Source organism: Anabaena sp. 90 (assembly GCF_000312705.1).
In the GTDB taxonomy this organism is placed as follows: domain Bacteria; phylum Cyanobacteriota; class Cyanobacteriia; order Cyanobacteriales; family Nostocaceae; genus Dolichospermum; species Dolichospermum lemmermannii.
Genome location: NC_019439.1, coordinates 520,380 through 546,372, shown reverse-complemented (window position 1 = coordinate 546,372; position 25,993 = coordinate 520,380). Strand labels below are relative to the sequence as shown.

Below are 25,993 nucleotides of genomic sequence, written 5' to 3'. Positions count from 1 at the left end.
ATAGGAGTTGAGGGGTCTTATATCTTTGCTTTCTTTCTGCCCGCGCTCAAATTATCACTTTTTTTCTGCCAATATTAAAGTAGAATCTGCACTTCGTCCAAATTCTTCTGGTGCATATTGAAGATGAACTTCCGCACCAGGCCAAATAAATGTTCCTGGAGTCACAGAACGAACTAAATAATGTAAACTATAAACTCCCGGTTCAAGATGATTTGCATAGGAAATAATTCGATCTTTATGGATTGTTTTATATCCTAATTGCCAATTATCGGCTTTTGCTTGTAATGCTGGTGTCGCTGTTTGAAAACTATCATCTACAGCTTCAAATCCTGCGGGTAAGGGGTCTTTTATGACTACATGATCTACAGGATGATCTGTAATTATTTCTAACCCAATATCAAAGACTTGTCCAGGTTGTAAAGTTAAAGGTTTATCAAAAGCATACATTCCAGTTTTTTGAATAACTTTCTCTTCATTAACTTTACTAATTTCTCGCGTTACTCGTAACCCGTTAAATCTTCCTGGTTGATTTCCTTGTAACCGATATTTGTAAGCAACTAAATAATGTAATCTGCCTCTTCCAGATTTTTGTAACCATAAATCACGATTACCTTGGGGTAATTTATTCATGGGAACATTTATTTGCAAGTTGGGATTTTGATAGCCATTAAAACGGGTTTCTCCTAATTTCTGATTTGCTAATTTTACCGTAGTCATAAAATTAGGTGGTGTGGGTTGAAGTTGACTATATGCAACTAAAGCTGTGAATGCCTGGGCGTTATTATAACTAGATTCCCATGCGCCATCTCTGCGTAAATTAAGAAGACTTTGCAGTAATTTATCAATGATTTCTGGGTTGGTTTTTTGGTCAATAAATAACCGTAAAGCTTGGGCTTGGGTGACAGTATTTGAACTCATCCAACTCCAACTTTGAGGTAAGTTTACAACTGCGGTACGTCCAGTTTCATAAATATTCTTTTGGAATTGCACACGCATAATTTGCGCTTGATTTTGCCATTCAGGAAATTGATATAGATATCTGGCTAATTTGATTTGAGTAACTAGATCAAAATCATCACGTTGTTGATAAATATCTGACAGAAAACTATTGCGTTTATCTCCTAATTGTGCTAAGGCAATCAAAGAATTTAGTTGCAATTGAGATTTACAAAGTTTCTGTTTACAAAAGTCATATTGTCCAGGATTTGCAAGAACATTTTGCAGATAAGTTTTCAGAGTAGAGATGATTTTACTATCAACCAAATCAGGAAAAATTTGATTAGCTTTGACTAAAGATTCTGTTGCATAACTAGAAACCCAAGGATCTGATTTTTGTTGTCCTGGAAATGCTGCAAAACCACCATCTGCTATTTGCAATTTTTGTAATTGTGCAATTGCTAATTTTGCTTGTGCTTGAGGATTAAATTCTGCAAAGGTTTGATTATATTTTTGGGTGAGGGTTTGCAGATTTGCCGCAATTAATAATTGACTTGCGGCTGGTTCTGCAAATGGTAAATTATTATTTTCTAAAACTTGTTTTGCAGGTGCTGTAATTTCCGGAATTAAGGTACTGGCTAATTGAATATCTAAACCTCCGGCTTCGCGGCAGGTATTTTTATTAATATTCAGGGGAATTTTTAGCTGTTTTTCACTAACACCAGTTTCTACAACTTGTTCAGTAATTTCTAAAGGTTTAATTTCCAAAGGGACAGTAAAAGCATCAGCAATATTATTTAATTGGGTGGTAAATGTGAGTTTACCTTGTCCCACATTACCCGCTATCATGGGGAAGCGATAAGCTTGGGTTGCTGACTCGGCTTTTGGTTGTAATGTCGTGGTTTTGGGATTATTTTCGGCGAAGTTGAGAGAACCGCTAAGTTCACCTTTAATATTGAGGTTTCCGGTGTTTGTGGTGGTATTGGTGACGGATAAACCTGCCAAAATGCGATCGCCTGTGCGGGCAAATTGTGGCAGAATAGCATTAGTTATTAATGGCTTTGTGGTGATAAATGTTGCGTCACCATTGCCAAACCGCAAATTTCCATCTGTAGCCACTACCATTATCCGCCAAGTTGTTAAATTATCGGGTAATTTAAAGGTGATTTTGGCTTTACCATTTTCATCACTAATTACCGAACCATTGTAATAAGCTAAAGCTTGAAAATCTTCACGAATCCGAGTATTTGCTAAAGCATTGGAGAAGCCACCACCATAACCCCAACCCTTGGGTAAACTTGCCGATAATGGGGCTAATTTAACATGACGACGATTATCACTAAATCGGGTAGAAATTGGTTGTTCTGCATAGACAGTATCTACCAAATTTGGCGGACGATAACCAGTTAATTGTAATATGGCTTCATTCACCACCATGACAGTAAATTGTCCTGTGGTTGGTTTTCCTTGATCATCTTTTAATTCCAGTTCTACATTTGCTTCTTTTCCCGGTTCTAAAGATTTTTCAACTGGGTTAATTTGTACCTTTAAATATTTATCTGCTAGGTTAACTTTAAAATCTGTAAAACCAATTCGGGCTAAATTTTCTAAACTTCCCAGTTCTATTTGATTAAGTGGTTTACCTTGTCTAACTAACACCGCTTGTACTGCTGCATTAGGTAACATTTCTGGCGTAATTGGAAACTGAATTTGGGGCGCACCTCCTTTAATTTTGATAACTTGTTGATAGAGAGATTTATCTTTAATGACTGCAAAATATAATTCTCCTTCTGGGTAGGGAGATTGAATTAAAGCTGTTGCTGTGTCTCCAGGTTTAAACTCTTTTTTATTTAATTTAACTGACAACTTATCTTTTTCTTCTCCACCCCAAAATACTTGATTTTCTCCTGTCACCCAAATTTGTAAATCTGTGGCTGTAATTTCATCTTTATTATCACTAAAATTAGCGCGAATCCGATATGAACCTGATATGGTAGGTTTCAAATTGACTGTTTGGGGAGTATTCGCAGATGTAATATCTGTTTTCCCAACTGTCTGATATTCAACTTGATTTTGTGGAGTTTTACTACCTTCAACGATTTTGGTAACGCTGCTATATTTCATCTGTTGTAATTCCAGATGTATCCTTTGATTTTCTAGAGGTTTTCCCGTTGGGTTAGTGACAATAAATTCTACAGGAAAATCTTTACCAGCGTCAGCGACAAAATTACTTTTTAAACCAATGATTCTATTACTAGGTAAAGCAGTAAAAGTTTGGGAATTAGCAACTGATAAATTAGAAACATCACTAATTTGCACGTCTACCCGGTAAGTCATGGGGTAGGGTAAATCTTTAGCTACAGTTAAGGTTTGATTACTTTTCCCATTAGCATCTAATTTAGTGTTAGTTTGTAAAACATCATTAGGAACATTGGGACTTTCTTCCGGCCAAAACCATTGTCTCCCAAAACTAAATTCTTCCCAACCTTTAGGGATAAAATTAGTCTGTTTACGAGTGACAAAATACTTAGCTTCTCCTCCTTCCACTGGGGAACCAAATAAATAATTACTTCCTACTTGCACATCAATTTTGTCATCAATTACTGCAAATTTTTTATTTAGCTGTAAATCAACTTTAAAATTTGGTGGTTTAAATTCTGCTACTTGAAACTCTCCAGAAATTTCTTGTCCCTTGTTACCTTTTGCTTTAATAGTATAAAATCCTAAAGGCTGATTTTTGGGAATCGGTAACTCTAAAGAAAATGTACTAAATTCATTAGTTGTTTTTGTGCCTAAATCTGTATTTTTCCCAGTAGTATTGACTAGAGTTAATTGATAAACTGCATTTTTATCTTCCTGAACTTTACCTTTTTCTAAATAATCTGCAAAAGCAGTAAAAGCCGCTTTTTCTCCGGGTTGATATAACTTTCTATCAGAAAAAATTATGCCTCGTGATTCTGGTTTATCAGCTTCCCAACCAGCATCAATTCCATAACCATAAGCACCACTATATTCTTCATTTCTAGTAAATGCCCAATCTTGATTTTCACTAGCAATTACTAATAATTGTGGTAAACTAGATTTTAATTTGGGATAACATTGGATTAATTGATTATTTTCAATGATTAAAATTCCTTTTTCATCAGTTTTTCCAGTTGCACATGGTACAGGTTGAGGACGAGATTTATCAGCTAATTTTGATTGATAAACTTCAATATTTGCCGCTTTAACTGGTGAACCATTACTAAGATAATGAACCCGAATTAAACCGGATTCTGGAAACCATTGAGAAAAGATACCTAAATTGGTTAATTGTACCATTCCATAAGTTGTGGGTTCTCTCCACAATTGTTTACCGTCTTCTTGATATTTATGAGTTCGTGCTTGCACTCCATAAGCTAACATTCCCTGAGTAGTCCCTAATTTTTCTTTGAGGGGAACATTGATAGTTAAGGATTGATTTTGCTTACCATTAATTGTGAAATCTTGCCATTTAGCAGGTTCGGGTAATAAATCATTAGCAGTATTTGTATAAACTAAATCTGTTGGCTTAATAATGCGATAAGCTGCTTGATATTTTGATTCTGGTAAATTAATAGTATCAATATTAATTTGTAGATCTTTATCTGTGGGGAAAATATTTAAATCTGAGGGTACAGAAATATTACCAGCTATATCACCAGTATCATATTTAATTGTGAGTGGTTTACCTAAAGTCTGTCCAAATTTATCTTTGAGATTTTTCTCAATATTAATTGTATAAGTAGTAGCTGGTTCTAAAGCATAAGGATTAATACTGACAATTCTATCTTCTCCAGAAATTTGCAGTACACCATCAATATTTTTTGGTGTTGGCTTAATTTTAATATTTTCCTTAACGGAATCTGCTAATAAAAGATTATTAAATTCTAACTGGGGACTACCTTTAATAAATCTGCCATAAGTTCCACCTGAATCTGGTTCTCCATAGGGTTTAATTCCCACAAATCCCAAAGGTGAATAAGTCGCTAATTTACTGACAAATTCTTTTTGACTTGGTAAATTACCATTAGCAGGAAGAATACCAGGAGAAAAAGTTAAACGGTAAGGTGTGGCTTTTTCCAGATTTTGCTGAGGAATCAGATTATAAATCCAATTTTTAGTTGCAGGATCAAATTTTTCTAAAGGATCTAAATTTTCTGGTGTTTCTTCCTTCGCTAATTCCACCTTAAAACCCACACCTTGAGTTTTACCTTCAGGAATTAACTGTAAATGCTTTTGGACAGAATCTAGATCCAATGCTAAATTAGAGGTAAATTGCAACTTTGGTTGTAAATCAATTGGTTCAACTTCCGCTTTTTCCATGGGGTTAACCCCTGGTAAATTAGTAATTTGAATAGATTCAGTATTAAAAGTCCAAGCCAAATCTTGATTTAAGCGATGATTTTTTAAATCAGCTAAACCAGCTTTGAGAGTAACCTTAACTCGCGTCGCTTTCGGTATAGCTTTATCAGCTTGAAAACCCACCATACGCGGAGTTAAAAAGCGAAACTGTCCCGGTAAAGGAGGCCAAATGGCAAATTTAGTTAATAAATTTTGTTGTTGGGGACTATCAAGACTTTCAATAGGAATTACAGCTTCTTTAAAACGGATACGAATTTGCCCCAGAGGTTTTGCATCTCCCACAGGACTGATTTGTTCTATCCAATCTGGTAACTTTGGCGTTATTAACGACTCAACCATTGGTAATTGTTCATTACCTGATTGAATACCAACAAAATTACAACCCGTCATTCCGCATACGAGAATAACAATAACCAGGAACTTAAATATTTTTATGATCTTCATATTAAATAAAATGTAAACATCGCATTCCTCTCTTCCTCTGTGTTCTCTGTGCCTCTGTGGTTAGATAAAAAATTCTGTACACAAATCAAAAAGGATTGATATATAGATAACTAATCTAGTGTGACAATTCCCAACAAACCATACAATTCTTAATATTGTGATGAATTTACTAACTCATGTCCTCAAAACTCTTACTCTTCGCGCCTCTGCGACTCTGCGTGAAATAAAATCATATAAATTGAAACTAAAGCGCAACTACAAACTAAATAAAATTATTTTCTCCTGCATATTGATATGTTTTCTAGTCCGATTATGCCCCTATTTTGCACCTATTCATAGTGTAGATATTGCCCAGCATCAATTAGCAATAGAGTTTACAGATCGGAATAATTTACCATTAGGAACTGTATTAACCAGTGATCAAGAAAATACATCAGTTGTGAAATTAAATCAAGTTTCACCTCAATTTATCAAAGCAATTTTGGCGGCTGAAGACGGTAGTTTCTATCAACATGGGGCGTTAGATTTAAAAGCGATTTTGCGGGCAATTAAAATAGGAGTAGAAAATAAAAAAATTGTTTCTGGTGCTTCCACAATTACCATGCAATTGGCGAGAATGTTGGATAATTCACCGCGAACAATGACTGCAAAATTAAAAGAGGTTTGGTTATCGTGGCGATTAGCTGCGGGAATGACTAAAGATGAAATTTTAGCTGCTTATATTAATCGTCTCCCCATGGGCGGAAATATTTATGGGGTGGAAGCTGCGGCGCGAATTTACTTTGCTATTCCTGCAAGTGATTTAAACTTAGCACAAGCTTCTATTTTAGCAGCAATTCCTAATAATCCCACTTATTTTAATCCTTATCAACATCAAAAAAGATTACAGCAACGACAGAAATATGTGTTAAACAGAATGGTACAGGAAAAATATATTTCTGATGCAGAAGTAGAACTTATATATCAAGAGAAAATAATATTTAACCCCCAGCAACAGGGAATTATTGCTGCACCACATTTTTTATTTTGGTTAGCAACAAAAAACAATACGCATAATACAGAATCATCACCTATTCGTACGACAATAAATCGCCCTTTACAGCAATTTGTGGAAGCACAGGTACAACAAGTAATTTCTTCTTTAAAGGCGAATAATGTCCATGATGCAGCAGCGGTAATAATTGACAACTCCTCTGGGGAGATTTTAAGTTATGTCGGTTCGCCTGATTATTTTAATGATGTGAAATTAGGGCGAAATGATGGAGTCCAAGCTTTGCGCCAACCAGGTTCTACCTTAAAGCCATTTGTGTATGAATTAGCTTTAGAAAAAGGCGTAATTAGTCCTCATACTATTTTGGCAGATGTTCCTACTCATTATGCAATTCCGGGAGCAAAATTATATAGTCCGACAGATTATACTAACAGCTTTCTTGGTCCTGTCAGAGTCAGAGTTGCTTTGGCGAATTCTTTAAATGTACCTGCGGTAAAGGTATTAGAAAAGGTGGGTGTAGAAACTTTTTTAAATCGGCTGCATGAATTGGGTTTTGCACATCTAAATCAAAATGCTGAATATTATGGTTTAGGGTTGACTTTGGGTAGTGGTGAGGTGAATTTATGGGAACTGGCTAGTGCCTATTTAACTATGGCTAATATGGGGAAAATCACACCATTGGTAACTACATTAAATAGTTCTCCAATTGCCAATTCTCAATCTTTAGTTTCCCATAGTTGGCAATTAATTATTGATATGTTAAGCGATCGCTATGCCAGATCCACAGCTTTTGGTGTAGACTCAGTGTTAAATTTGCCCTTTCCCGTCGCTGTCAAAACTGGTACATCTTCAAACTATCGTGATACCTGGACTGTAGGCTTTAGCAGTGATTATACTGTGGCTACGTGGGTAGGTAATTTCAACGGTGAACCCATGCGTCAAGTTTCCGGTGTCACAGGGGCTGCACCTTTGTGGAATAGAATCATGTTACATCTGCACGAACATCAAGCCCCCGCTGATTTTCCACCTCCAGCAGACATGATAAAATTGCCTATCTGCGCCACCACAGGGTTAAAACCTACACCTAGCTGTACTTCCGTAGTTCAGGAATATTTCTCTGTCAAAGATAAAATTGCTTATCAAAAATCTACGGATTTCCATTTATCACCTGTGTATGATCAATGGTTAGCAAAACAACCACAATTGAATTTTAATCCTGATAATTTCCGCATTATCTCTCCTCGTAATGGGGATTTATTTCTGCTGTATCCAGGTGAAGACGGACAGCAAAAATTAGAATTTAAAGCTAGTGGAACATTAAATCAGTCTGTGGACTGGTGGCTAAATGATAAACATTTATCTACACAATCAAGTAATGGGATATTTTGGCATTTACGCCCTGGTAATTGGCAGTTAGAAGCTAGAACTGGCAAGCTACACGACCAAATAAACTTTCAAGTAAAGTTAGGAAATATCCAACCTAAAAAACAAGGTTTTTCTGTAGCAAATCCCACTAAATAATAGAATATTAGAGATTGATGAATTTTGCATAATCACCTCAATCTTTTATCCGGGAGTTGATAAATCAAAGTTGATAATGTAAATGTGGTTAAAAGTTTTCAGGAAGTGAAAATAGTCATGAAAAATACACAAGAACGCAAGTCTACTAAAAAGAAACAGTCTTTTTCTCCTGTTGATATTGGGACTCCTAAAGTACCAGTTCGGAAAACTAAAGCTAAAAATCAACAGTCTGAATCACTCAGCGACTGGGAACACGCGAGTTAATTTATGAACTGCTTTTCTTTCCCTGCATCTGTCTAAACTATGATTTGTAGTGATTTTGGTGATCATGATGATTTAATATGGTAATCATTGAATCAAAGTAATTATAGTTTAGACAATAATCAAGTAAGGTAGGGTAAGTTAGGGTCAAAAAAAGATGATCAATGAAAAGTATAAATACTCGGAACTGACATCCAAAATCATTGGATGTTCTATGACTGTGCATAAAACATTGGGTAATGGTTTTCAAGAAGTTATTTATCAAAGGGCATTGGTAATTGAAATGCAATTAGCGGGTATTTCTTTTGCAAGAGAATTTGAAATGCCGATTTTTTATAAAAAACAACAAATAGGAACACGACGAGTAGATTTTTTGGTCGAAGGTGTTATTTCAGTTGAAATAAAAGCAGTAACTAAATTAGAAGACGTTCATTTTGCACAAGCAATTAACTACTTAGAAGCATATAATCTTGAGATTGGGTTACTAATCAATTTCGGTGAAACCAGTTTGAACTTTAAAAGACTTACTAATAAGAAATATAAAACGTCTGAACTATGATTCTTATGATTTGGATGATTCTTGTGATTTTTATGATTTGGATGATTTAGAGTCACACCTGTAAAAATTACATTCAATTGCATCATACAACTTCATCACATAAATCACATAAATCATAAAACGTCTGAACTATGATTCTTATGATTTGGATGATTCTTGTGATTTTTATGATTTGGATGATTTAGAGTCACACCTGTAAAAATTACATTCAATTGCATCATACAACTTCATCACATAAATCACATAAATCATAAAACGTCTGAACTATGATTCTTATGATTTGGATGATTCTTGTGATTTTTATGATTTGGATGATTTAGAGTCACACCTGTAAAAATTACATTCAATTGCATCATACAACTTCATCACATAAATCACATAAATCATAAAAATCATAGTTTAGACTATGTTACAATTTTGAAATTGGTAGAAAATCAGGGTTATAAAAATGCAGAGTGGCGACCAAAATCTGATTATTTTGATGATTTATATACTTGTTGTCTATTGGACAATCAATCGCATGATTGCATCTATAGACGATATAGTAAAAGTTGATTTCCAAAAAGGTGCTGTTGATGATCAATTAAAAGCACAAAATCTCCAAGATACAGTGGGTATTTCCTTCAAGACAGGTACTTATGGACTAGATAAAGTGGAAACTGATCTAAAAGAATTATCAATGAGTGTTGAAAATAAATCAGATAGTATTGCCATATATGTTGACTGGGATAATAGTTCTTTCGTGGTTGAACATAGCAAGCAGTCGCGGCGGGTAATTCGCAAATCTCCTGACTTAACCCGCGATTTAGCTATACCCCAAGTTCCGACAATTATTGCTCCTAAAAAGACAATTTCTGAAAATGTCACCGCAGAAGATGTTTTTCAAAGAGATAAAGAATCAGGAGTCTATAAACCAGCCTCACCTTTAATTAATGTAGCGGGAGTTAAAGGGAATAAAAAGTTATATAAAGACTTTTTAGATGGCAAAAAAAATTTAGAATTTTCCTTACAACTTGTATTGCGAATTTCAGAAATCAGAGCCGGTATTGCACCGGGAATAAATGTTCCTCCAGTGTCAATTATTAATTGTCCTTTTACTATTAAAAAAATCCCTTGGACCTACGCTTTACCTTGGAATAAAAAGTAATCTATCTGAGTCTTGCGATTTTCATGTAATTAAAAGTAAACTAGAGAAAGAGAGAGTAGGCGTAGGCAGTTGCAGATTAGTCATTCAGACTGGTTTGAGGAAAGTCCGGGCTCCCGAAAGACCAGACTTGCTGGATAACGTCCAGTGCGAGTGATCGTGAGGATAGTGCCACAGAAAGATACCGCCAGTCAATTTATTGGTTGGTAAGGGTGCAAAGGTGCGGTAAGAGCGCACCAGCAGCGTCGAGAGGCGTTGGCTCGGTAAACCCCGGTTGGGAGCAAGGCCACAAGGAACTACGGTTGGTCTTTTACCAGTTCCGCTGAAAAAGAGCCGCTAGAGGTGTTTGGTAACAAGCATCCCAGATAGATAACTGCCCTCGCAAGAGAACAGAACCCGGCTTACTACCGACTCTCTCTTTAAGCGAATTATGGATTTTTTATTTTCCATAGTTCGTTTTTTCAATTACTACAGAAAATGAGAGAGACTGAAACATTTTAGCTAATGAAATTTTGAATAGAGCTAGTTTCAAACATTTGATATATAATATATTTATGTGTAATAATATGAACAATAAAATGAACACAAGTAATATAAAATCTTTTTCTGTGTCTGGTCTTTTTGGAACAGATGATATACACATTCCTTTTGATGAAAATATCAAAATACTAGTTGGTGAAAATGGAATTGGCAAAACTCAAGTTTTAAATCTTTTTTATTATACTTTGACAAGAAATTTTTTTAAACTTGGTGAATTTAAATTTGATAGATTAGTTTTATCATTTAATGATAGAAAATCTATCGAGATCACTAAATTTTATGTAGATGAATTGGTTAAAGAAATTTACGATAATCCTATAATTATGGATGAAGTTAATCATCAAATTACACATCCAAGTCGCTATCAGGATTTATTTTTTAAAACTGAGATTTTAAAAAATAAATTTATACAAAGTAGAATAGATTTGGTCTATACTTCAGATGATTATAAAACTATCTATGAACCAAGAAAACGCGGTACTTTTGTTATACAAATTGGGAGAAAAAGAGTAGACATATTCAACCCTTTTTTTAGTCAATGTGAAAAAGAAATTGAATCAGGAATTGGAAATACTGAGATTATGTATTTTCCCACTTATAGACGGGTTGAAGAAGATTTACATAATTTAGGTTATAATGATGATGAAATTTTAAATCAAGAAAATACACTGATTCAGTTTGGAATGGATGATGTGCAAAAACGTTTTACTCAAATTGAAAGTAAAATTGATAAACTCTTAAAAGAAGGATTTTCTAAAATCACTTCGGAAATTTTAAGTCAATTAATAAAAGGATTTTCTCACACAGATAATAATTTTTTAAGTAAAATTAATGAAAATGATATTGAAATTATTTTAGCAAGAGTTGGTAAAGAATTATCTGAAAATGATAAAAATGAAATTAGAAATAGTGTTAAAAATCAATCATTTGAAAATCCATCACTAACTTATATTTTAAAAAAATTAGTAGAAATATATGATAAACAAAAAGAATTAGATGACTCGGTGAAGAAATTTAAAGACGTTTGTAATAAATATTTAATCAATAAAAGAGTATTTTATGATGAAAGTGCCATCAAAATATTTATCAAATCAAAAAAAACTGATGCTGAAATTGACTTGAGTAAACTTTCTTCTGGAGAAAAGCAAATTATTTCTACATTTTCCAAAATATACCTTTCTGAAAGTAACAAAAGATTTATTATACTTTTTGATGAACCGGAATTATCATTATCAATGATCTGGCAACGACAATTACTTCCAGATATTATCAATTCAGGAAAATGCGAATTACTTTTAGCAGTAACTCACTCTCCATTTATTTTTGATAATGAACTAGATAAATATGCTATTGGATTTGACCAATATATTCAACCTTCAGAAATGATTATAGCCTAATGTCATACTTAGATAAACTCAAACAGAGTCGAGATAAACCCCAGGTTTCCTATCAAGAATTTGCCCTGCATACAAGACAAGATAAAGATGGTTTATTTTGTTTTTTTGAAGGTAAAGATAATGCTTATTATGTGCCAAGAATCAAGCACTTTATTAATAATTATCACCCTATCCATTGTGGTGGTAGAGAGAAAGTGTTAGAAGTTTACCGACTTATTACTATTCATAGAGAATATGATAAGTACAAAAAAGCATTTTTCATTGATAGAGATTTTAATGAACCTTTACCACCTCATAACCCACCAATATTTGAAACATCTTGTTATTCAATTGAAAATTTTTATGTTTCAGTAAATGTTTTCAAAGAAATTATCAAAAATGAATTTCATTTATCAGAGGTTAGTGATCCAGATTTTCAAGTTTGTTTAACTCTTTTTAAAGATAGACAAGAAGAGTTTCATCAAGCTACAATTTTATTTAATGCTTGGTATGCTTGTTTGATAGAAATTAGAAATACTACAGGAACAAAAACAGGTGTAGAACTAGATGATAAATTCCCCAAAGATTTTATTTATTTAACTTTAGACTCAGTTTCGGTAAATTATGACTTGGAAAAAATTAAACAAAAGTTTCCAAATGCTCCAGAAATTACAGCAGATATTTTAAATAATAAAATGGAAGAATTTACTAATTGTGAACATTATAAGGTTTTCCGAGGAAAATATGAAATGTGGTTTGTGTTACTCTTTTTAAGGTTAATTTTAAGAGATTCTTGTAAAAGTAAATTGTTCATTGCAGAAAAATTAAGTTTCACTTTTAATAATGACTATACCAGTCCACATCCTATACTTACCAATGAACAAGCACTTACAGCATTTAATGGCTATGCTGAAACCCCTGAAAGTTTGAATGCTTATTTAATGCAAGTGATACAATAGGAATAAATGTCAGTCTATCTCTTCTTTTATGTTTTTATTGTATGGTATTCTATGCTAATTCTACATTCCGCAGCTAGTTGAAGTTATGAAAATGCTAACACAGTAAGTTTTTAAACAAAAAACAGACTTGTATTTATACTTTATAATTTAATGCTAAGTTAAGAGTTATTAGCCCTTTTTTCCACATTTACCTAATGTCCAGCGTTTATCCCCGCCGTCAACGGCAGCTTGAAAGTTTAGTCCAAAAGTTTGGTTTGTCACTAGATTCACCGATAAAGTGGCAATTATTGGACTTGGCTCTCACTCATCCTACCGTCTCTGATACCGCCAATTATGAACAACTAGAGTTTGTGGGCGATGCGGTGGTACGTCTCGTGGCGGCTGAGGTATTATGGGAACATTATGCTGATTGCTCAGTCGGTGATTTTGCCGCTATTCGTTCGGTTTTAGTGAGCGATCGCATTCTCGCCCAACTAGCAAGAGAATATGGTTTAGAATTATATTTATTGGTGGCTGGTAGTGCTACTGCTGATCATATCGGGCAAGAATCACGATTAGCAGATTCTTTTGAAGCAGTTCTCGGAGCGCTTTACCTTAGCACTCAAAATCTTAACCTGATTCGTCCTTGGTTAGATCCCCATTTCCAACAGCTAACCACAGAAATCCGTCTTGACCCTGCTAGACTCAATTATAAAGCGGCTTTGCAAGAATGGACTCAAGCCCAATTCAAAGTTCTCCCAGAATATCGAGTTTTGGAAGTCAGTCAACCCCACCGCACTCATGAACGCTTCTTTGCTGAAGTTTGGCTACATGAAAAAATGTTAGGACAAGGAAAAGGACGCTCCATTAAAGCCGCTGAACAAGCCGCTGCCAAAGTTGCCTATTCAGCAATTAGCATACCTGTTACAGATGAGTAATTATAGCAACCGCCAAAGCGCTTAGAACATCAATTGATCATGAAACATAAATTAAACTATGATCACTACTATCATGACTGTTATCATGAACAACAGTTAATCTATCAGCACTTATTAAAGTTAGTGCAAAAAGAATCTCTCGACCAAATGTTGGCTAGATTTCGGTCCCTATTTATTGAAAGAGCGAATTATCCTGAACCAGAAATTTTGCCAATTTTAGACAAAATTACCGCATCTAAGACCGCACCTGAAGAATTTAAGTTTTTTCTGAATCGGTGTTGTCATATTCTCATCAACTACTGGCACATGAACCCCCTACTACATAGGGCAATTTCTGATTTAATAAGTTTATTTAATACTATACCTACTACTTATAAAGTTAATAATTTACGTTACCGCGAAATTAGCCGTCTCCGTGAATTAATCAAACAGTTTGTTGGCAGCGAACAGTATTTAATTTTACAACGATTTACTCAGGTAGTAAATGAGACTTATCCTCTAGCGAAGAGACGAGATGATCAACCACTAATGACCTTAATTCGCCGTTATCCTTATCTATATGAACATTATTTAATGACTGAAGACTCTACCTTTGAACAAAAAGAAACTGTGAGACATTTTCAATCACAGGTACAAAATAAATTTGAAATTTATTTATCACAATATGTCACTTATAAAGTGCGGCGAATTCAGATGTTGCAAAACACGACAACGGCTGAAGCTAATCGAATTTTGCGCCCGGTAAATAATCCGACATTGTTAACTGATAGTGAATTATATACCACCTTAAAGTATTTTGTTGGTAAAGTCGAACATGGTAATACATATCATGAATCAGCCCAACAATTCATAAAATACGGCGGACAAGCTGCAAATTTCCGCAATTTTAAAAATGATTTATATGAATATTTAATATCTTCCGTAGATAACTCCTACGGAAAAAAACAATTTAATCAAAAACTATATAAATATTTACAAAATATTTTGCCTCAAGCAGATGAACAAAAAGTTAATGATTTATTATTGATGAGAACTTGTGGTAATTTATTAAACTTTTTAGTTGTTCATAACAAATCATCACCACAGCATTTTGTGTTCTTGGATTTGATTAGTAATCAAGGAACAGTCCCCACAATGGGTTTATTATTAAAAATTGTCCTGATTTGTCGGAAAGTAAAACCACATTTAGAAGGAAAATTTGCAATTTTATTTAATCACTATGAAAACTCTACCACTAATTCTGTTAGCTGGTTAGTGGAAACTTTAGAACAATTGAATATTGCGTTTAGCATTAATTTCAGTGGTATTGACTTATCATTCTTTAAGAGATTTTGTTAAAATATAAGTTTACTGAAAATTTGAGAAATCGGACAATAGCATGAATTGAAACGGTTATATATAGCAGATTTCGCTCTAATGAGGTACAAACTTGAATTATGAAACTCTTGTAGTGCGGGCATACTATGGCTAACGCCACGCTGCGCTATCGACAAGCTCAGTACAAGTCTTGCCCGTTGGATATGTACCTCATAACACCGGAAAGTGCTGTATAAATTAAAAAAAGACAGAGATTTCCTCTGTCCTAAAAATATGATAATTAGAGTCTTAATGGCAAAACTTAGTAACGGTCGCGTCCACCACCACCACCACGATCTTCTTTGGGTTTAGCTTTGTTAACTTTTAAGCTGCGTCCCATCCATTCAGCACCGTCAAGTGCTTCAATTGCGGCTGTTTCTTCTGCCTCTTTTTCCATTTCTACAAAGGCAAAACCTCTTTTCCGACCAGTTTCCCGGTCAGTGGGTAGTTGGACTCTCTTCACTTTTCCATATTCTGCGAAAACCCCAGTTAGGTTATTTTCCGTAACCTCATAGGATAAATTGCCGACGTAAATTGACATTGAATAGCTCCGAACACTAAAAATTTGACTTGTTCTTTAACTATAATATCAGCACTTAGATAAAATCCGCCATAGGATTTAAAAAAGACACATATTTTGTGTGTCTTGATAAAATTATGATTTATTGTGGATGTTCAAACTTAGTAACGGCGAGAATAGCCGCCACCGTCGCCACCCCGTCCACCACCACCACGATCTTCTCTGGGTTTAGCTTTATTAACTTTCAAGCTGCGTCCCATCCATTCAGAACCATCAAGTGCAGCAATTGCGGCTTGTTCTTCTGCATCTGAACTCATTTCTACAAAGCCAAAACCCCGGACACGTCCGGTTTCTCGGTCAATAGGTAGTTGAGCTTTTTTTACAGTTCCATATTCTGCAAAAACCCGCTTGAGGTCTTCTTCTGCGACTTGATAGGACAAATTACCGACGTAAATTGACATTGAATAGCTCCAGAAATTAAAAAATGGGCATTTACAGTATGAATAAAAGAAATGCCTCAACCATATAATACCCGTAATTAAGGTTTATTTTCTAATTGGGCATAGAAATTTTTTCTCCGGTAGCATAACCCTCCAAATCACCAACCGTCCCATACAACAACTAGCCAAAGCCCAAATCACCAAAGTACGACTCACGAAGATGTGGGAGAAGGATGAGATTTTGTAATTGGCATGGAATAGGATTTTGGTAGTTTTAAATCAGCAAATTCACAGATAGAACTAAAGGCACAAAAACGGCAATGGTTGCCGGGATTTGGGGGAAATATTTGACTGAAGTTGCTATTTTTAGCTTCATATTGTTGCAAATCTTCTTGATGTTGATGGGCAATATTTGCTAACTCAGATTCTAAAGCTTTAAATTCACTATTACTAATAGTAATTAATTCCGATTTTTTGCCAGCTTCCAAATTATAAAAAGATGCAACTGCGGGTTTGCCAGGATAAAGATAACGGGCTGCAAGTAAATAAACTAATGCTTGTCTGTGGTCAAAAGCCGATCTACCCGTTTTAAAATCTAAAATATGTAAGGTGCTATCAGACTCAATAAATATACAGTCCATAGCGGCATATAACCGAAAGCAATAATCTTGTTTTTCAATCACAATCGGTTTAGGAAAACCTTCATCACCGGAAGTTAATTCCAGAATTCGTTTACCTAATAATAAAGGGGCATTTTGATATTTTCTTAAAATTTGCAATACCCGATATTTAACTGTTTCATGGGTTTGACTCAATCTCAATAACCTCGCCACTTTTTCCACACCATCAGCCTGAGTTAACCAATGCAGGTGATGATGAAACTCATATACGCCTTTTTGGGCAAGAATGCCAATGCGCTGGGGTGGGGTAGCTGTTGTCAATAAAGCTTTAACTTGGGGTTCATGCTGTCGCGCTTTGATAAATCCTCTTCTCATTTGGCAATGCCAATGTTCCTGTCCCCGGCTGGGGGCAAATAAAGACCAAAGGTGGTAACTAACAAAGGGTCTATCGGGGGTTGACATTGCTCATGTAGAGTGAGAGAAATTACTTTGGGGATACTTGCGGCTTAGTGGCTGTTCCACAGCTTTGCGGGATGCTTCCTAATAGTAAATAGCAATAATCATGCACGGGAGAGAGTGGCAATATGAGTAACCCTAGCAATTCCGGTAAAATCAAGTTTGGGACTGACGGCTGGCGCGGAATTATTGCCGATGATTTTACTTTTCCCAATGTACGGAAAGTAACCAGGGCAATCGCTAGTTATCTGGAAACTGCCTATAGTAAAGACAAACCTGTTTTAATTGCCTACGATACACGGTTTTTAGCTGACGAGTTCGCCCAGGCATCTGCCGCAGTTTTGGCGGATTTGGGCTGGAATGTGAAAATTACTGATCGGGATTGTCCCACTCCAGTAATTGCCTACAATGCGCGTCTGCTCAACTCCGCAGGGGCTTTGATGTTTACTGCTAGTCATAATCCTGCACCCTATTGTGGGATTAAATATATTCCCGATTATGCAGGTCCTGCAACTCCAGAAATTACTGATACTATTGTCGCCAACATAGAAACAGCATCGGATGAGTTACCTGGCAGTAACCCATCTGGGACAATTTCTACTTTTGATCCTAAGCCCGATTATCTGAATTTTATCTACACCTTGTTGGATGTGGAAAAAATTAAAAGTGCGAATTTAAAGGTCAAATATGATGCCCTTTATTCTACCTCACGGGGATATTTAGATGAAGTCTTGCAACACTGTGGTTGTCAATTAGAAAGTTTCCACGATTGGCGAGATGTGCTGTTTGGTGGTGGTATGCCTGAACCCAAAGGGGAACAGTTAGTTGAGTTGGTGGCAGCGGTGAAAGCTGATCATGCGGATTTGGGTTTGGCTACCGATGGTGATAGCGATCGCTTTGGTATTGTTGATGAACAAGGTAATGTTCTCACTCCCAATACAGTGTTGTTAGTTCTAGCACGGCATTTGATTAAAAACAAGGGTAAGAGCGGTGCAATTGTTAGGACTGTGGCAACTACGCATTTATTAGATAATTTTGCTGCTAAGTATGGCTTGCAAATTTATGAAACTGCGGTAGGTTTTAAATACATTGGTGAGAAAATGCGGGAAACCGCTGTTTTGATTGGTGGAGAAGAATCCGGTGGTTTAAGTATCATTGGCCATATTCCTGAAAAAGATGGGGTTTTAGCAGATATGCTGGTGGCTGAGGCGATCGCTTATGAAGGTAAGCCTTTAAGTCAGTTGGTACAGGAAGCGATCGCTGAAGCTGATGGTCCTTTGTATAACAATCGCTTGGATTTACACCTGACGGAAGATCACAAAGTTGCCGTGATTGATTCCTATACCCAAAATCCGCCGTCAGAAGTGGCAGGAATTGCGGTGAAAGAGGTGGGAAGGAAAGATGGTATTAAACTGTATTTAGAAGAGGGTAGCTGGGTGTTGCTGCGTCCTTCTGGAACAGAACCTTTGGTGAGAGTGTATATGGAAACTAACTCACCAGAAAAACTTAGTCAGATTGCTAAATTCATGGAAGCTGAAATTGCTAAGTTAGCATAGACAGTGTAGAGACGTTCCATGGAACGTCTCTACATTTTTGGCAACGTTTATATTTTTAAGTTATGATTTTGAAAATATTGGCGAATTTTTTAATATTACTAATTATAGCTATTTGGGTAGTAGCGATCGCTCTCATTTCTGTCCAAAATGCTACTTCTGTATCTTTACGGTTTTTGGGTTTTCAATCAATCCAAATTCCCTTGGGGTTGATGTTAGCTTTTAGTGTGGCTGTCGGTTTGTTAGGTACAGCAGTTTTGCAGCCTCTCTGGGGGTTGGGAGAGTCGCAATCTAGGGTAGATGAGGATGCAGAGTTTTTTGTTGATGATGAGGATTTTTAGAAGTTTTTAGATCCCCGACTTCTTTGATAAATTTTGTTATTTATCAAATTGAATTTGTAGAAGTCGGGGATCTTGATTTTGGGTTTTTCTCACGTAAAGACGCAAAGAGAAAGAGATAAAAGATAACCCACTTAATTAATTTTCATGCCGATTTAACCAAGTTACTAAATCAGAGATAGTTTTAATTCGCTCAATTGCTTGTCTATATTGAGTTTCCCATGATTATTGACCTCTGCAAATACCCCCTTGACAATTTCCCCTTTTCCTTAACTTGTCACTAATGATTGTTCCTCGCCATGACAGGTAATAGTCATTGTTCCTCGCCATAAGAAGTTCCGGTAAATATTTATATAATATAATAGGAGTTAAATTTTACCAATCACCAATTCCCAATCACCAATCACCAATTCCCAAATTATGACACAAACACTCCAAGCGAGAGATATTGATTTACGCTACTTAATTGATAATTTTGGCATTGAGTTAGTTTTAGATGGACAATTATTTTGGGAATGGCAAGAAGAATTACCAGAACTTACAGATTTAGATAAACAACTTTTAAACAAAATAAAAGCTGGTTACTTGAATCTTCTCAATTATCCGCCATTACTAGAAGATGTTGTCCGCATGGCAGTTGTAGATCCGATACTTTTTATCGGTGATTTTTACCTATCTCCCTTTTATGTAAAATCAGAAGAATCTATAGATATTGCCGTACCAGATGAAGACGTAATCATCAAAGGCAGAATGGATATTTTAGTTTTAAAAGACCAATTCTGGGTGATGATTATTGAATCAAAAAAAGCTTCTTTTTCTATTGAAGAAGGACTCGCACAAATTCTCTCTTATATGTTAGGTAATCCCTATCCTGATAAACCCAGTTTTGGGATGATTGCCACAGGTAGCGAGTTTATTTTTGTGAAATTAGTAAAAGGAAAACCACCCCGTTATGCTTTATCAAAAGGTTTTTTAATGCGTAATCCTGGAAATGAATTGTACGACGTGCTGCGTATTCTCAAGCATTTAACTCAATTGGTAACTGCTTGAATTTTTCAAAGTTGGCTCAGTGTACCTAACTATTGCGGCTCGCAAACATAAACGCTCCGGCTTCACGCGCTCGGTGAGCGAAATCATGTCGCAGATCATGAAAAGTTACATCATGGATAAGTTCCCACTCTTCAACATTTGCTTGTGCTTTAATGTTTTTCCACCAGCGATGAATGCCCGCTTCAGTTAGCCGCTCACTGCGTTGAGAAGTAAAAGTGTAAAAACTCTCAGTATCTCGTCCACCGTGATAAATATATTCATACAAAGGTCGCGCGGCTATTGACACCACTACAACAGGTTTTTTTCCACTGACGGACTAAGTCGTAAATTTAGCTGTTGATAAGGTTCAGAGGATTCACTTAAATCTATTGTTTTTGGTTCTGCTGGAATATTATTGATCAAAAGATTATACTTACGGTCAATTAATCCCTCTAGATAATACATCCCACCACTACCCGTAATAGAAAAAACCCTGTGATTAGAAGTAGAAGATACAGCTTCAACCCTAGCACCAGAGACAACTTTTCCCTTAGCATCAGTCACAGTTCCCGATAGGGTGTAGGATCTAGCAAAGGGAATAACAACTTCTGTAAAACCTCCCGCCACAACTTCAATCGCCACAGCCGTATTTTTAGTAGGAGACCAATCTAAAGGATAACCAGAAAGATCTAAATCCAGGCGATACATTCCTGGTTTTAGGGATGCAATAATCCCATTATCGGTAACTTCTGATCGATATTGGAAAACAGGCTTGTTATTGACAATTAAAAGTGAACCTGAGTTCTTGAGAATTAAAGGCTCTGTCGGCTCTTTAATGCCATTGTTATTCTTATCAAAAAATGGTTTAAAAAGAATACCGTTATCCACTCTGGGTCTAGCCTGGAAAGAATCATTTAAACAAAAACCACGTTTGAAGTCAAAGCAAGATGCAAGGGAAAGCCTAAATCTATCTGCATTTGATCCTAAACCAATATTACTATAATTAGCTTGTAAAAATAAACCAGAAAAGATTTCATGGGCAAAATTAGTAATAAATCCCGATCCTTCTGAGCCAATGCTATAGCCTAAATCTATCTCGAACTTAGACTTATTAGGCTTAAACCGCCAACTTAGAGATAATAAAGAATTACCTGTGGAACTGGTGGAACTAATTGGGGCAAGGGTTTGATAATTTAAAACTAGAGAACTATAAGAATTGTATTCCTTTAACGTAGAGTTATCTAAAATATCATAAATAAGGCTAGTTTGGGTACTGAAGTCATTACGAAAGTGTTTGAGTTCAAAATTATCTTTTCTGGCAGTGAAATTCCATTGTAGGTTACTCACATTATCCCGTTCCAGAGTTAGAGAAGCAGAAAATTTTCGTCCTGATAAACTAGCTTTTGTACCGATATTGTACCTAAAAGGCGAATTAGCACTGTAGTCATAATTAAAATTACTAAATACCGATAAATTGGGTAAAATATTTTGATTAATTCTCAGGCGGCTACCTTGCAAATCTGTAGCTAGATTTACCTGGAGTTTGGAGTTAGGATTGTAGCGAATATTTGCGTTAATTTCCCAGTCTCTTTGAGGTGTTGGCGTTAAAGCTGAAGCTGTAATTTGTAAAGGAGTATTTTCGGGTTGAAAAAATAACTCTGTTAAGCCCCGAAAACCATCTTCATAACTACCACCCACTCCTAAGGTCAATTCTTGAGATATTCCATAACGGTAACTTGCGGCTGCACGCAAATCAGTAAAGCTACCTAAAAACTCGTTGTTATTACCAGAATTATTACGTCCTGTCCCGACTGATACAATTAGGGCGGAAGCTTTATGAGGTAATTGTCCAATAACAATTGGGAGTTGAAGGATTCTTTCTTCTGGTTTAGATGTCAATTTCCCTTGGGCGTATAACAGTAATCGCACCTCAGAGAAAATGATATCGTTAAAGCTGTACTCTCCTGATTCATCAACTAAAACCTCTGCAAAAACCTGCTTATCATAGCGAGAAAGTAACTGGACTAAAGTTCCTGGAGCAGCTTTCCCTCGGACTGTTTGACCAAAACGCGATGGTTGGACACGAGCTTGTGCTGCTCCACCATTCTCTGGGGACATGGTCAATCCCCAGCGTTGGACTGTGGTTACACCCCAAAAGGGATTGGGACTGGTGCTACGCCAAAAGGGGGATTGTGAGCCTACAAATAGGTCTGTAGAGTCTTTTTGAAGAGTATAGCTGGCTGAACCCAATCTCCAACTGTTGTCATTTTCGGTTTGAGTTTCATTGAGACTGAGAAGCCATGCTCCTCCTAATAAGCTACCGCTACTAGTAACTGTTCGATTTTGAGTGGCACGGGAACGGAAACTTTGGGCAGATTGTTGATTATTTATGGTGGTGACAGTGAATGAAGGGGCAAAAATATAGGGAATATTAGTGAGGTCAATGGGTGGCTCAACGGTGGCCTTGCTGAGGACTGATTGGTTGGTGCGAGGATATTTGATTTGGATAGCATAATTATCGATGTCAAATTCTGGAGTAATGCCAAACCAGTCTTTAACATCACGGATAGATAGAACAGCGCCTATTTCGGGGTCGAGTCTGAGACGACTAAGATCAAGGTCGAATACGACTGTCGGCGATCGCAATTGTACCTGACCATTAGGCAAATTAGTCACCCGAATATTCAATGCCTTAATTATTACCTCATAAGGAACAAGCCAATCATCAAATTGAATTGCCTGAGAACCATCTTCAGTCCCCCGTACCAAGGCACTTTTGACAACCCCACGGCCATCTACTAAAATCCCAATTGGCAAAATGCCCCATTGAGCAGTAACACTTTTAGGGTCAATGGGAGGAATTAATGAGTTGGCAGACGGGGGAGACTGAGTAATATTTAGTGGTTTATTAGAGGTTTTTGGTGGAATCGGCTTTTCTATATCTGTTACCGGTAAAAACTCAATTTTTTGCTCATTAATGGGGAATTGATCATCAAATTTTCTTGAGACTGGTTTTGCTTGTTCTAAATCCACCGCCTGGATAAAGTTTATAGTAGGTTGAGATTGGGTTGATTTTTCTATATCTGTAACCCGCAAAAACTCTACCGTTTCACTGAACTTTTTAACCTCTTCCGTTGTAGGAGACTGACCTGGAGTTTTTCCAAATACGGCAGGAGCAGAAATTAATACTAAGGCGAAAACAGATGTACAAGCCGAGTAAAATCTAAAAACTTTTAACCCAATGTCCATCTAAAACTGGATGAAAACCGCTTTTTACATTCAACATTATTGAGAGATGGACTTTCACGAGGTCATGGAAAATCTAAACTTCGGAAGAATCAAGGGTTTTGCCTGTGTAGACGCAGTTTCTAACCGCCCATTTTGAATTTACACCCCAGGGATTATTTACCAGGTACCGTCAAGGAAAAATTAAAAGGAACAACATTTTGATTGGTCTCGGAATTTAGCGCCCAACCTTTATTTACCCAAACAAGTTTTCCAGACAGATTATAAGTACCAGCCGGCAAAGGTTTTTCATTATTAGCTGGATAATTAATCGGGAATTTACGACTACTTTCCGATACTATTGAAGCAGGTCCATTGACTCGGCTCACAACTTCCTTATCTCCCTGTTTCAGTGTCCATTCAATATGGGGACGAGTCGAGCCGTTACCAGTATTTTCTACATTCAGCAATATTTGTCTTTGTTTAGGATCATAGTTAGCCCCCATAACCTTTAGACTAGGAGCAACCTTACCTTGACGAGCATAAACCGTTGCCCCAATTCTAGTAACAAGTCCCATTTGGGAAACCGCGACATTCTTAGGTACATTGGGATTAGTAGGGGACTCAGTCAAGGATTCAACATACACAACTGCCCGATACTCTTTATCAGTTATCTTTTCGGGAATACGAGTCACAAGTCGCACCTGTCTGGATTGTCCTGGATTAAGTGTTAACTCACGAGGAGAAAACACCAGATAGGGTGTCAGGTCGGCTTTGCTGTTAGGTTCTGGACGTAATCCTAAATCCGTATAGGAAAAGGGTTCGGCATAGAGTCGAGCGCGCACAGGGGAAGTGGTGCTAACATTTCTGATGGTAAATACACCTTTTCCCTGACCACGTTCGGTCTCCAGTTCCACAATACCAGGAATCAAATTTAAGGATTGTGCTTGAGCAGCTTGTCCAGATAGCACTAGAGGAACTCCGATAAAACTTCCCCAAGCCAGGACACGGATACCAACATTTAGGAGACTTTGCAAGTAGGAAGGTTGAATAGTAAACATAGTCTTATTATTTAAATCAGAGGGTGTTTGAAAAGTTATGGTTGATGTATCAAATATTTTTTACCCCACCCTAACCCTCCCCTTGTAAAGGGGAGGGAACTGGATTTTTATTGTTTCCCCCCTTTACAAGGGGAAAGGGGGGTAGCAATGTGATGAAAATTACGGAATACCACTTTTCAAACATCCTCTCAGATGGTCTTTTATCATTTCAGCAGTACGAAGACCGTGCCAAGTATAATTGACAAATATATTTAAGCACGGCGACATCTTTTTAAGATATCGGATCAGGGATTTCTAAAATCTCTTAAATAAGCATTTTTAACCAGATAGAGACGTTCTATGGAGCATCTCTATCTGGCTTTCGGATAACGCACAGTTAATTTTCAGTAGATATCTGTTACCTATTTCTGATGCTGGAAATCAACTCCAATATCACTATTGAGGAACAGCGCTTACTAGAATTGTATATTTGTAGATACCTACAGGAACACCAGAAGCAGATTGAACATTCATATCAACCGTCATGTCTGTAGATGCAGCGGCGGCAACGGGAAGGAATTGGTCACTTGTTACAGAACCACCAGCAGGCGATGCTGTGTAAGCTTCAATTGTGGCACCACCAGCACCAGCATCAGCTAGAACTGATTTTGTACTAACTGCTTGAAAAGCAGGGTTAGAAGCAGCAGCAACAGGTGTATCTACAAAGAAGGCCGTCTGGGAGTTACACTCAGCAGTAAAACTCGCTGGTAGGGCAGCAACACCACCAACAGTACCTAGTGTCGCGTTGCTACTAGAACCAACGGTTCCAAGATCTACACCCTTAGCAATAACTAGACCTGATTCGATGTTGGTGAACAAGCAGTTAGCCTGAGCAACACCAGTGAAGTCTAGATTCAAGCTTTGGTCAGCTTTAGCCACAGGTGCGAATAAGAAAGAACCGCTTACTAAAAGAGCAGAGATTAAAGAAATACGTTTCATAGGGATACCTTAATTAAATTCCAAAGGGAACATAGGTGAACATTACCAACAGACCCTCATTTTTTTGGTCTATTTCTTGAGGGGTGCTCAAAATAGTCTTAAAATAGTCTTTAAAAAGTCTTTAAGAAGTCTTTAAAAAGTCTTTAAGAAGTCTTTAAAATCAATCTATATTAAAATAAGGTTGTTAAACACAATACCTTAGTCAAATTACGAGGGTGAGATGATAATGCTTTAACCATGAACTCCCGTTCCTCGCTCTTGCTTGGCAAAAACAATCACCCCTAAAAATTCCTTAAAGGTTTCCGACAAGGATTTTTTAAATGTATTGACGGTAGGATAAGGGTTTTAGATTCTAAACTACCTTTTCATCGAAACGCTTATATATG

General features: G+C 36.5%; 19 protein-coding genes and 1 other RNA gene. 12 read left to right on the top strand and 8 right to left on the bottom strand.

Features of this window, described 5'->3' with window-relative positions:
• Positions 1-54: 54 nt before the first annotated feature.
• Positions 55-5,763: an alpha-2-macroglobulin family protein gene (locus ANA_RS21260; RefSeq protein ID WP_015083480.1), complete on the bottom strand. Its 5,709-nt coding sequence runs from the start codon at positions 5,761-5,763 to the stop codon at positions 55-57.
• A gap of 160 nt (positions 5,764-5,923) precedes the next feature.
• On the opposite strand from ANA_RS21260, the gene pbpC reads away from it, so the two are divergent.
• The 9 genes from pbpC to ANA_RS21225 all read left to right on the top strand — a co-directional run bounded on the left by pbpC (position 5,924) and on the right by ANA_RS21225 (position 15,369).
• The gene (gene pbpC, locus ANA_RS21255; protein WP_015083479.1) at positions 5,924-8,275 is read left to right on the top strand and encodes a penicillin-binding protein 1C; all 2,352 of its coding nucleotides are present in this window, start codon (positions 5,924-5,926) and stop codon (positions 8,273-8,275) included.
• 84 nt (positions 8,276-8,359) lie between these two features.
• Complete coding sequence (locus ANA_RS27190) at positions 8,360-8,539, top strand: hypothetical protein (protein WP_235082138.1); 180 nt, start codon at positions 8,360-8,362, stop codon at positions 8,537-8,539.
• Between the two features lie 154 nt (positions 8,540-8,693).
• Positions 8,694-9,095 carry a GxxExxY protein gene (locus ANA_RS21250; protein ID WP_015083477.1) on the top strand — a complete coding sequence of 134 codons (402 nt, stop codon included), beginning with the start codon at positions 8,694-8,696 and terminating at the stop codon, positions 9,093-9,095.
• Between the two features lie 448 nt (positions 9,096-9,543).
• Entirely contained in the window at positions 9,544-10,242 is a 699-nt protein-coding gene (locus tag ANA_RS21245) for a hypothetical protein (RefSeq protein WP_015083476.1), read from the top strand.
• 51 nt (positions 10,243-10,293) lie between these two features.
• Positions 10,294-10,659: RNase P RNA component class A (gene rnpB / locus ANA_RS23800), an RNA gene on the top strand.
• Between the two features lie 158 nt (positions 10,660-10,817).
• The gene (locus ANA_RS21240) at positions 10,818-12,176 is read left to right on the top strand and encodes an AAA family ATPase (protein WP_148279143.1); all 1,359 of its coding nucleotides are present in this window, start codon (positions 10,818-10,820) and stop codon (positions 12,174-12,176) included.
• Complete coding sequence (locus ANA_RS21235) at positions 12,176-13,114, top strand: DUF4435 domain-containing protein (protein WP_015083474.1); 939 nt, start codon at positions 12,176-12,178, stop codon at positions 13,112-13,114. The genes ANA_RS21240 and ANA_RS21235 overlap by 1 nt, the downstream gene beginning before the upstream one ends.
• Before the next feature lie 194 nt (positions 13,115-13,308).
• On the top strand, positions 13,309-14,031 hold the full coding sequence (gene rnc / locus ANA_RS21230) for a ribonuclease III (RefSeq protein ID WP_015083473.1): 723 nt from the start codon (positions 13,309-13,311) through the stop codon (positions 14,029-14,031).
• A 39-nt stretch (positions 14,032-14,070) separates the two neighbouring features.
• On the top strand, positions 14,071-15,369 hold the full coding sequence (locus ANA_RS21225; RefSeq protein ID WP_015083472.1) for a hypothetical protein: 1,299 nt from the start codon (positions 14,071-14,073) through the stop codon (positions 15,367-15,369).
• Positions 15,370-15,649: 280 nt separating this feature from the next.
• Here ANA_RS21225 and ANA_RS21220 read toward each other — a convergent pair whose 3' ends face one another.
• The 3 genes from ANA_RS21220 to ANA_RS21210 all read right to left on the bottom strand — a co-directional run bounded on the left by ANA_RS21220 (position 15,650) and on the right by ANA_RS21210 (position 17,429).
• A complete protein-coding gene (locus ANA_RS21220) occupies positions 15,650-15,928 on the bottom strand; it encodes an RNA recognition motif domain-containing protein (RefSeq protein WP_015083471.1) in 279 nt (92 codons plus the stop codon).
• Between the two features lie 140 nt (positions 15,929-16,068).
• Complete coding sequence (locus tag ANA_RS21215; protein WP_015083470.1) at positions 16,069-16,368, bottom strand: RNA recognition motif domain-containing protein; 300 nt, start codon at positions 16,366-16,368, stop codon at positions 16,069-16,071.
• A 191-nt stretch (positions 16,369-16,559) separates the two neighbouring features.
• Positions 16,560-17,429 (bottom strand): PD-(D/E)XK nuclease family protein, encoded by an 870-nt coding sequence (locus ANA_RS21210; protein ID WP_015083469.1) that lies wholly within the window; start codon positions 17,427-17,429, stop codon positions 16,560-16,562.
• A gap of 122 nt (positions 17,430-17,551) precedes the next feature.
• On the opposite strand from ANA_RS21210, the gene ANA_RS21205 reads away from it, so the two are divergent.
• The 3 genes from ANA_RS21205 (at position 17,552) to ANA_RS21195 (ending at position 20,364) form a co-directional block, all read left to right on the top strand.
• Positions 17,552-18,979 (top strand): phosphoglucomutase/phosphomannomutase family protein, encoded by a 1,428-nt coding sequence (locus tag ANA_RS21205; RefSeq protein ID WP_015083468.1) that lies wholly within the window; start codon positions 17,552-17,554, stop codon positions 18,977-18,979.
• A gap of 62 nt (positions 18,980-19,041) precedes the next feature.
• Complete coding sequence (locus ANA_RS21200) at positions 19,042-19,317, top strand: lipopolysaccharide assembly protein LapA domain-containing protein (protein WP_015083467.1); 276 nt, start codon at positions 19,042-19,044, stop codon at positions 19,315-19,317.
• Between the two features lie 417 nt (positions 19,318-19,734).
• A complete protein-coding gene (locus ANA_RS21195; protein ID WP_015083466.1) occupies positions 19,735-20,364 on the top strand; it encodes a type I restriction enzyme HsdR N-terminal domain-containing protein in 630 nt (209 codons plus the stop codon).
• Between the two features lie 25 nt (positions 20,365-20,389).
• Here the strand turns inward: ANA_RS21195 and ANA_RS21190 are convergent, their stop codons facing one another.
• The 4 genes from ANA_RS21190 to ANA_RS21175 all read right to left on the bottom strand — a co-directional run bounded on the left by ANA_RS21190 (position 20,390) and on the right by ANA_RS21175 (position 25,547).
• On the bottom strand, positions 20,390-20,650 hold the full coding sequence (locus ANA_RS21190; RefSeq protein ID WP_041458594.1) for a tyrosine-type recombinase/integrase: 261 nt from the start codon (positions 20,648-20,650) through the stop codon (positions 20,390-20,392).
• Between the two features lie 2 nt (positions 20,651-20,652).
• Positions 20,653-23,592 carry a carboxypeptidase-like regulatory domain-containing protein gene (locus tag ANA_RS21185; RefSeq protein WP_015083464.1) on the bottom strand — a complete coding sequence of 980 codons (2,940 nt, stop codon included), beginning with the start codon at positions 23,590-23,592 and terminating at the stop codon, positions 20,653-20,655.
• Between the two features lie 152 nt (positions 23,593-23,744).
• Positions 23,745-24,629, bottom strand: a complete 885-nt coding sequence (locus ANA_RS21180) for a hypothetical protein (RefSeq protein WP_015083463.1) — start codon at positions 24,627-24,629, stop codon at positions 23,745-23,747.
• Between the two features lie 435 nt (positions 24,630-25,064).
• Entirely contained in the window at positions 25,065-25,547 is a 483-nt protein-coding gene (locus tag ANA_RS21175) for a hypothetical protein (protein ID WP_158310559.1), read from the bottom strand.
• Positions 25,548-25,993 lie beyond the last annotated feature (446 nt).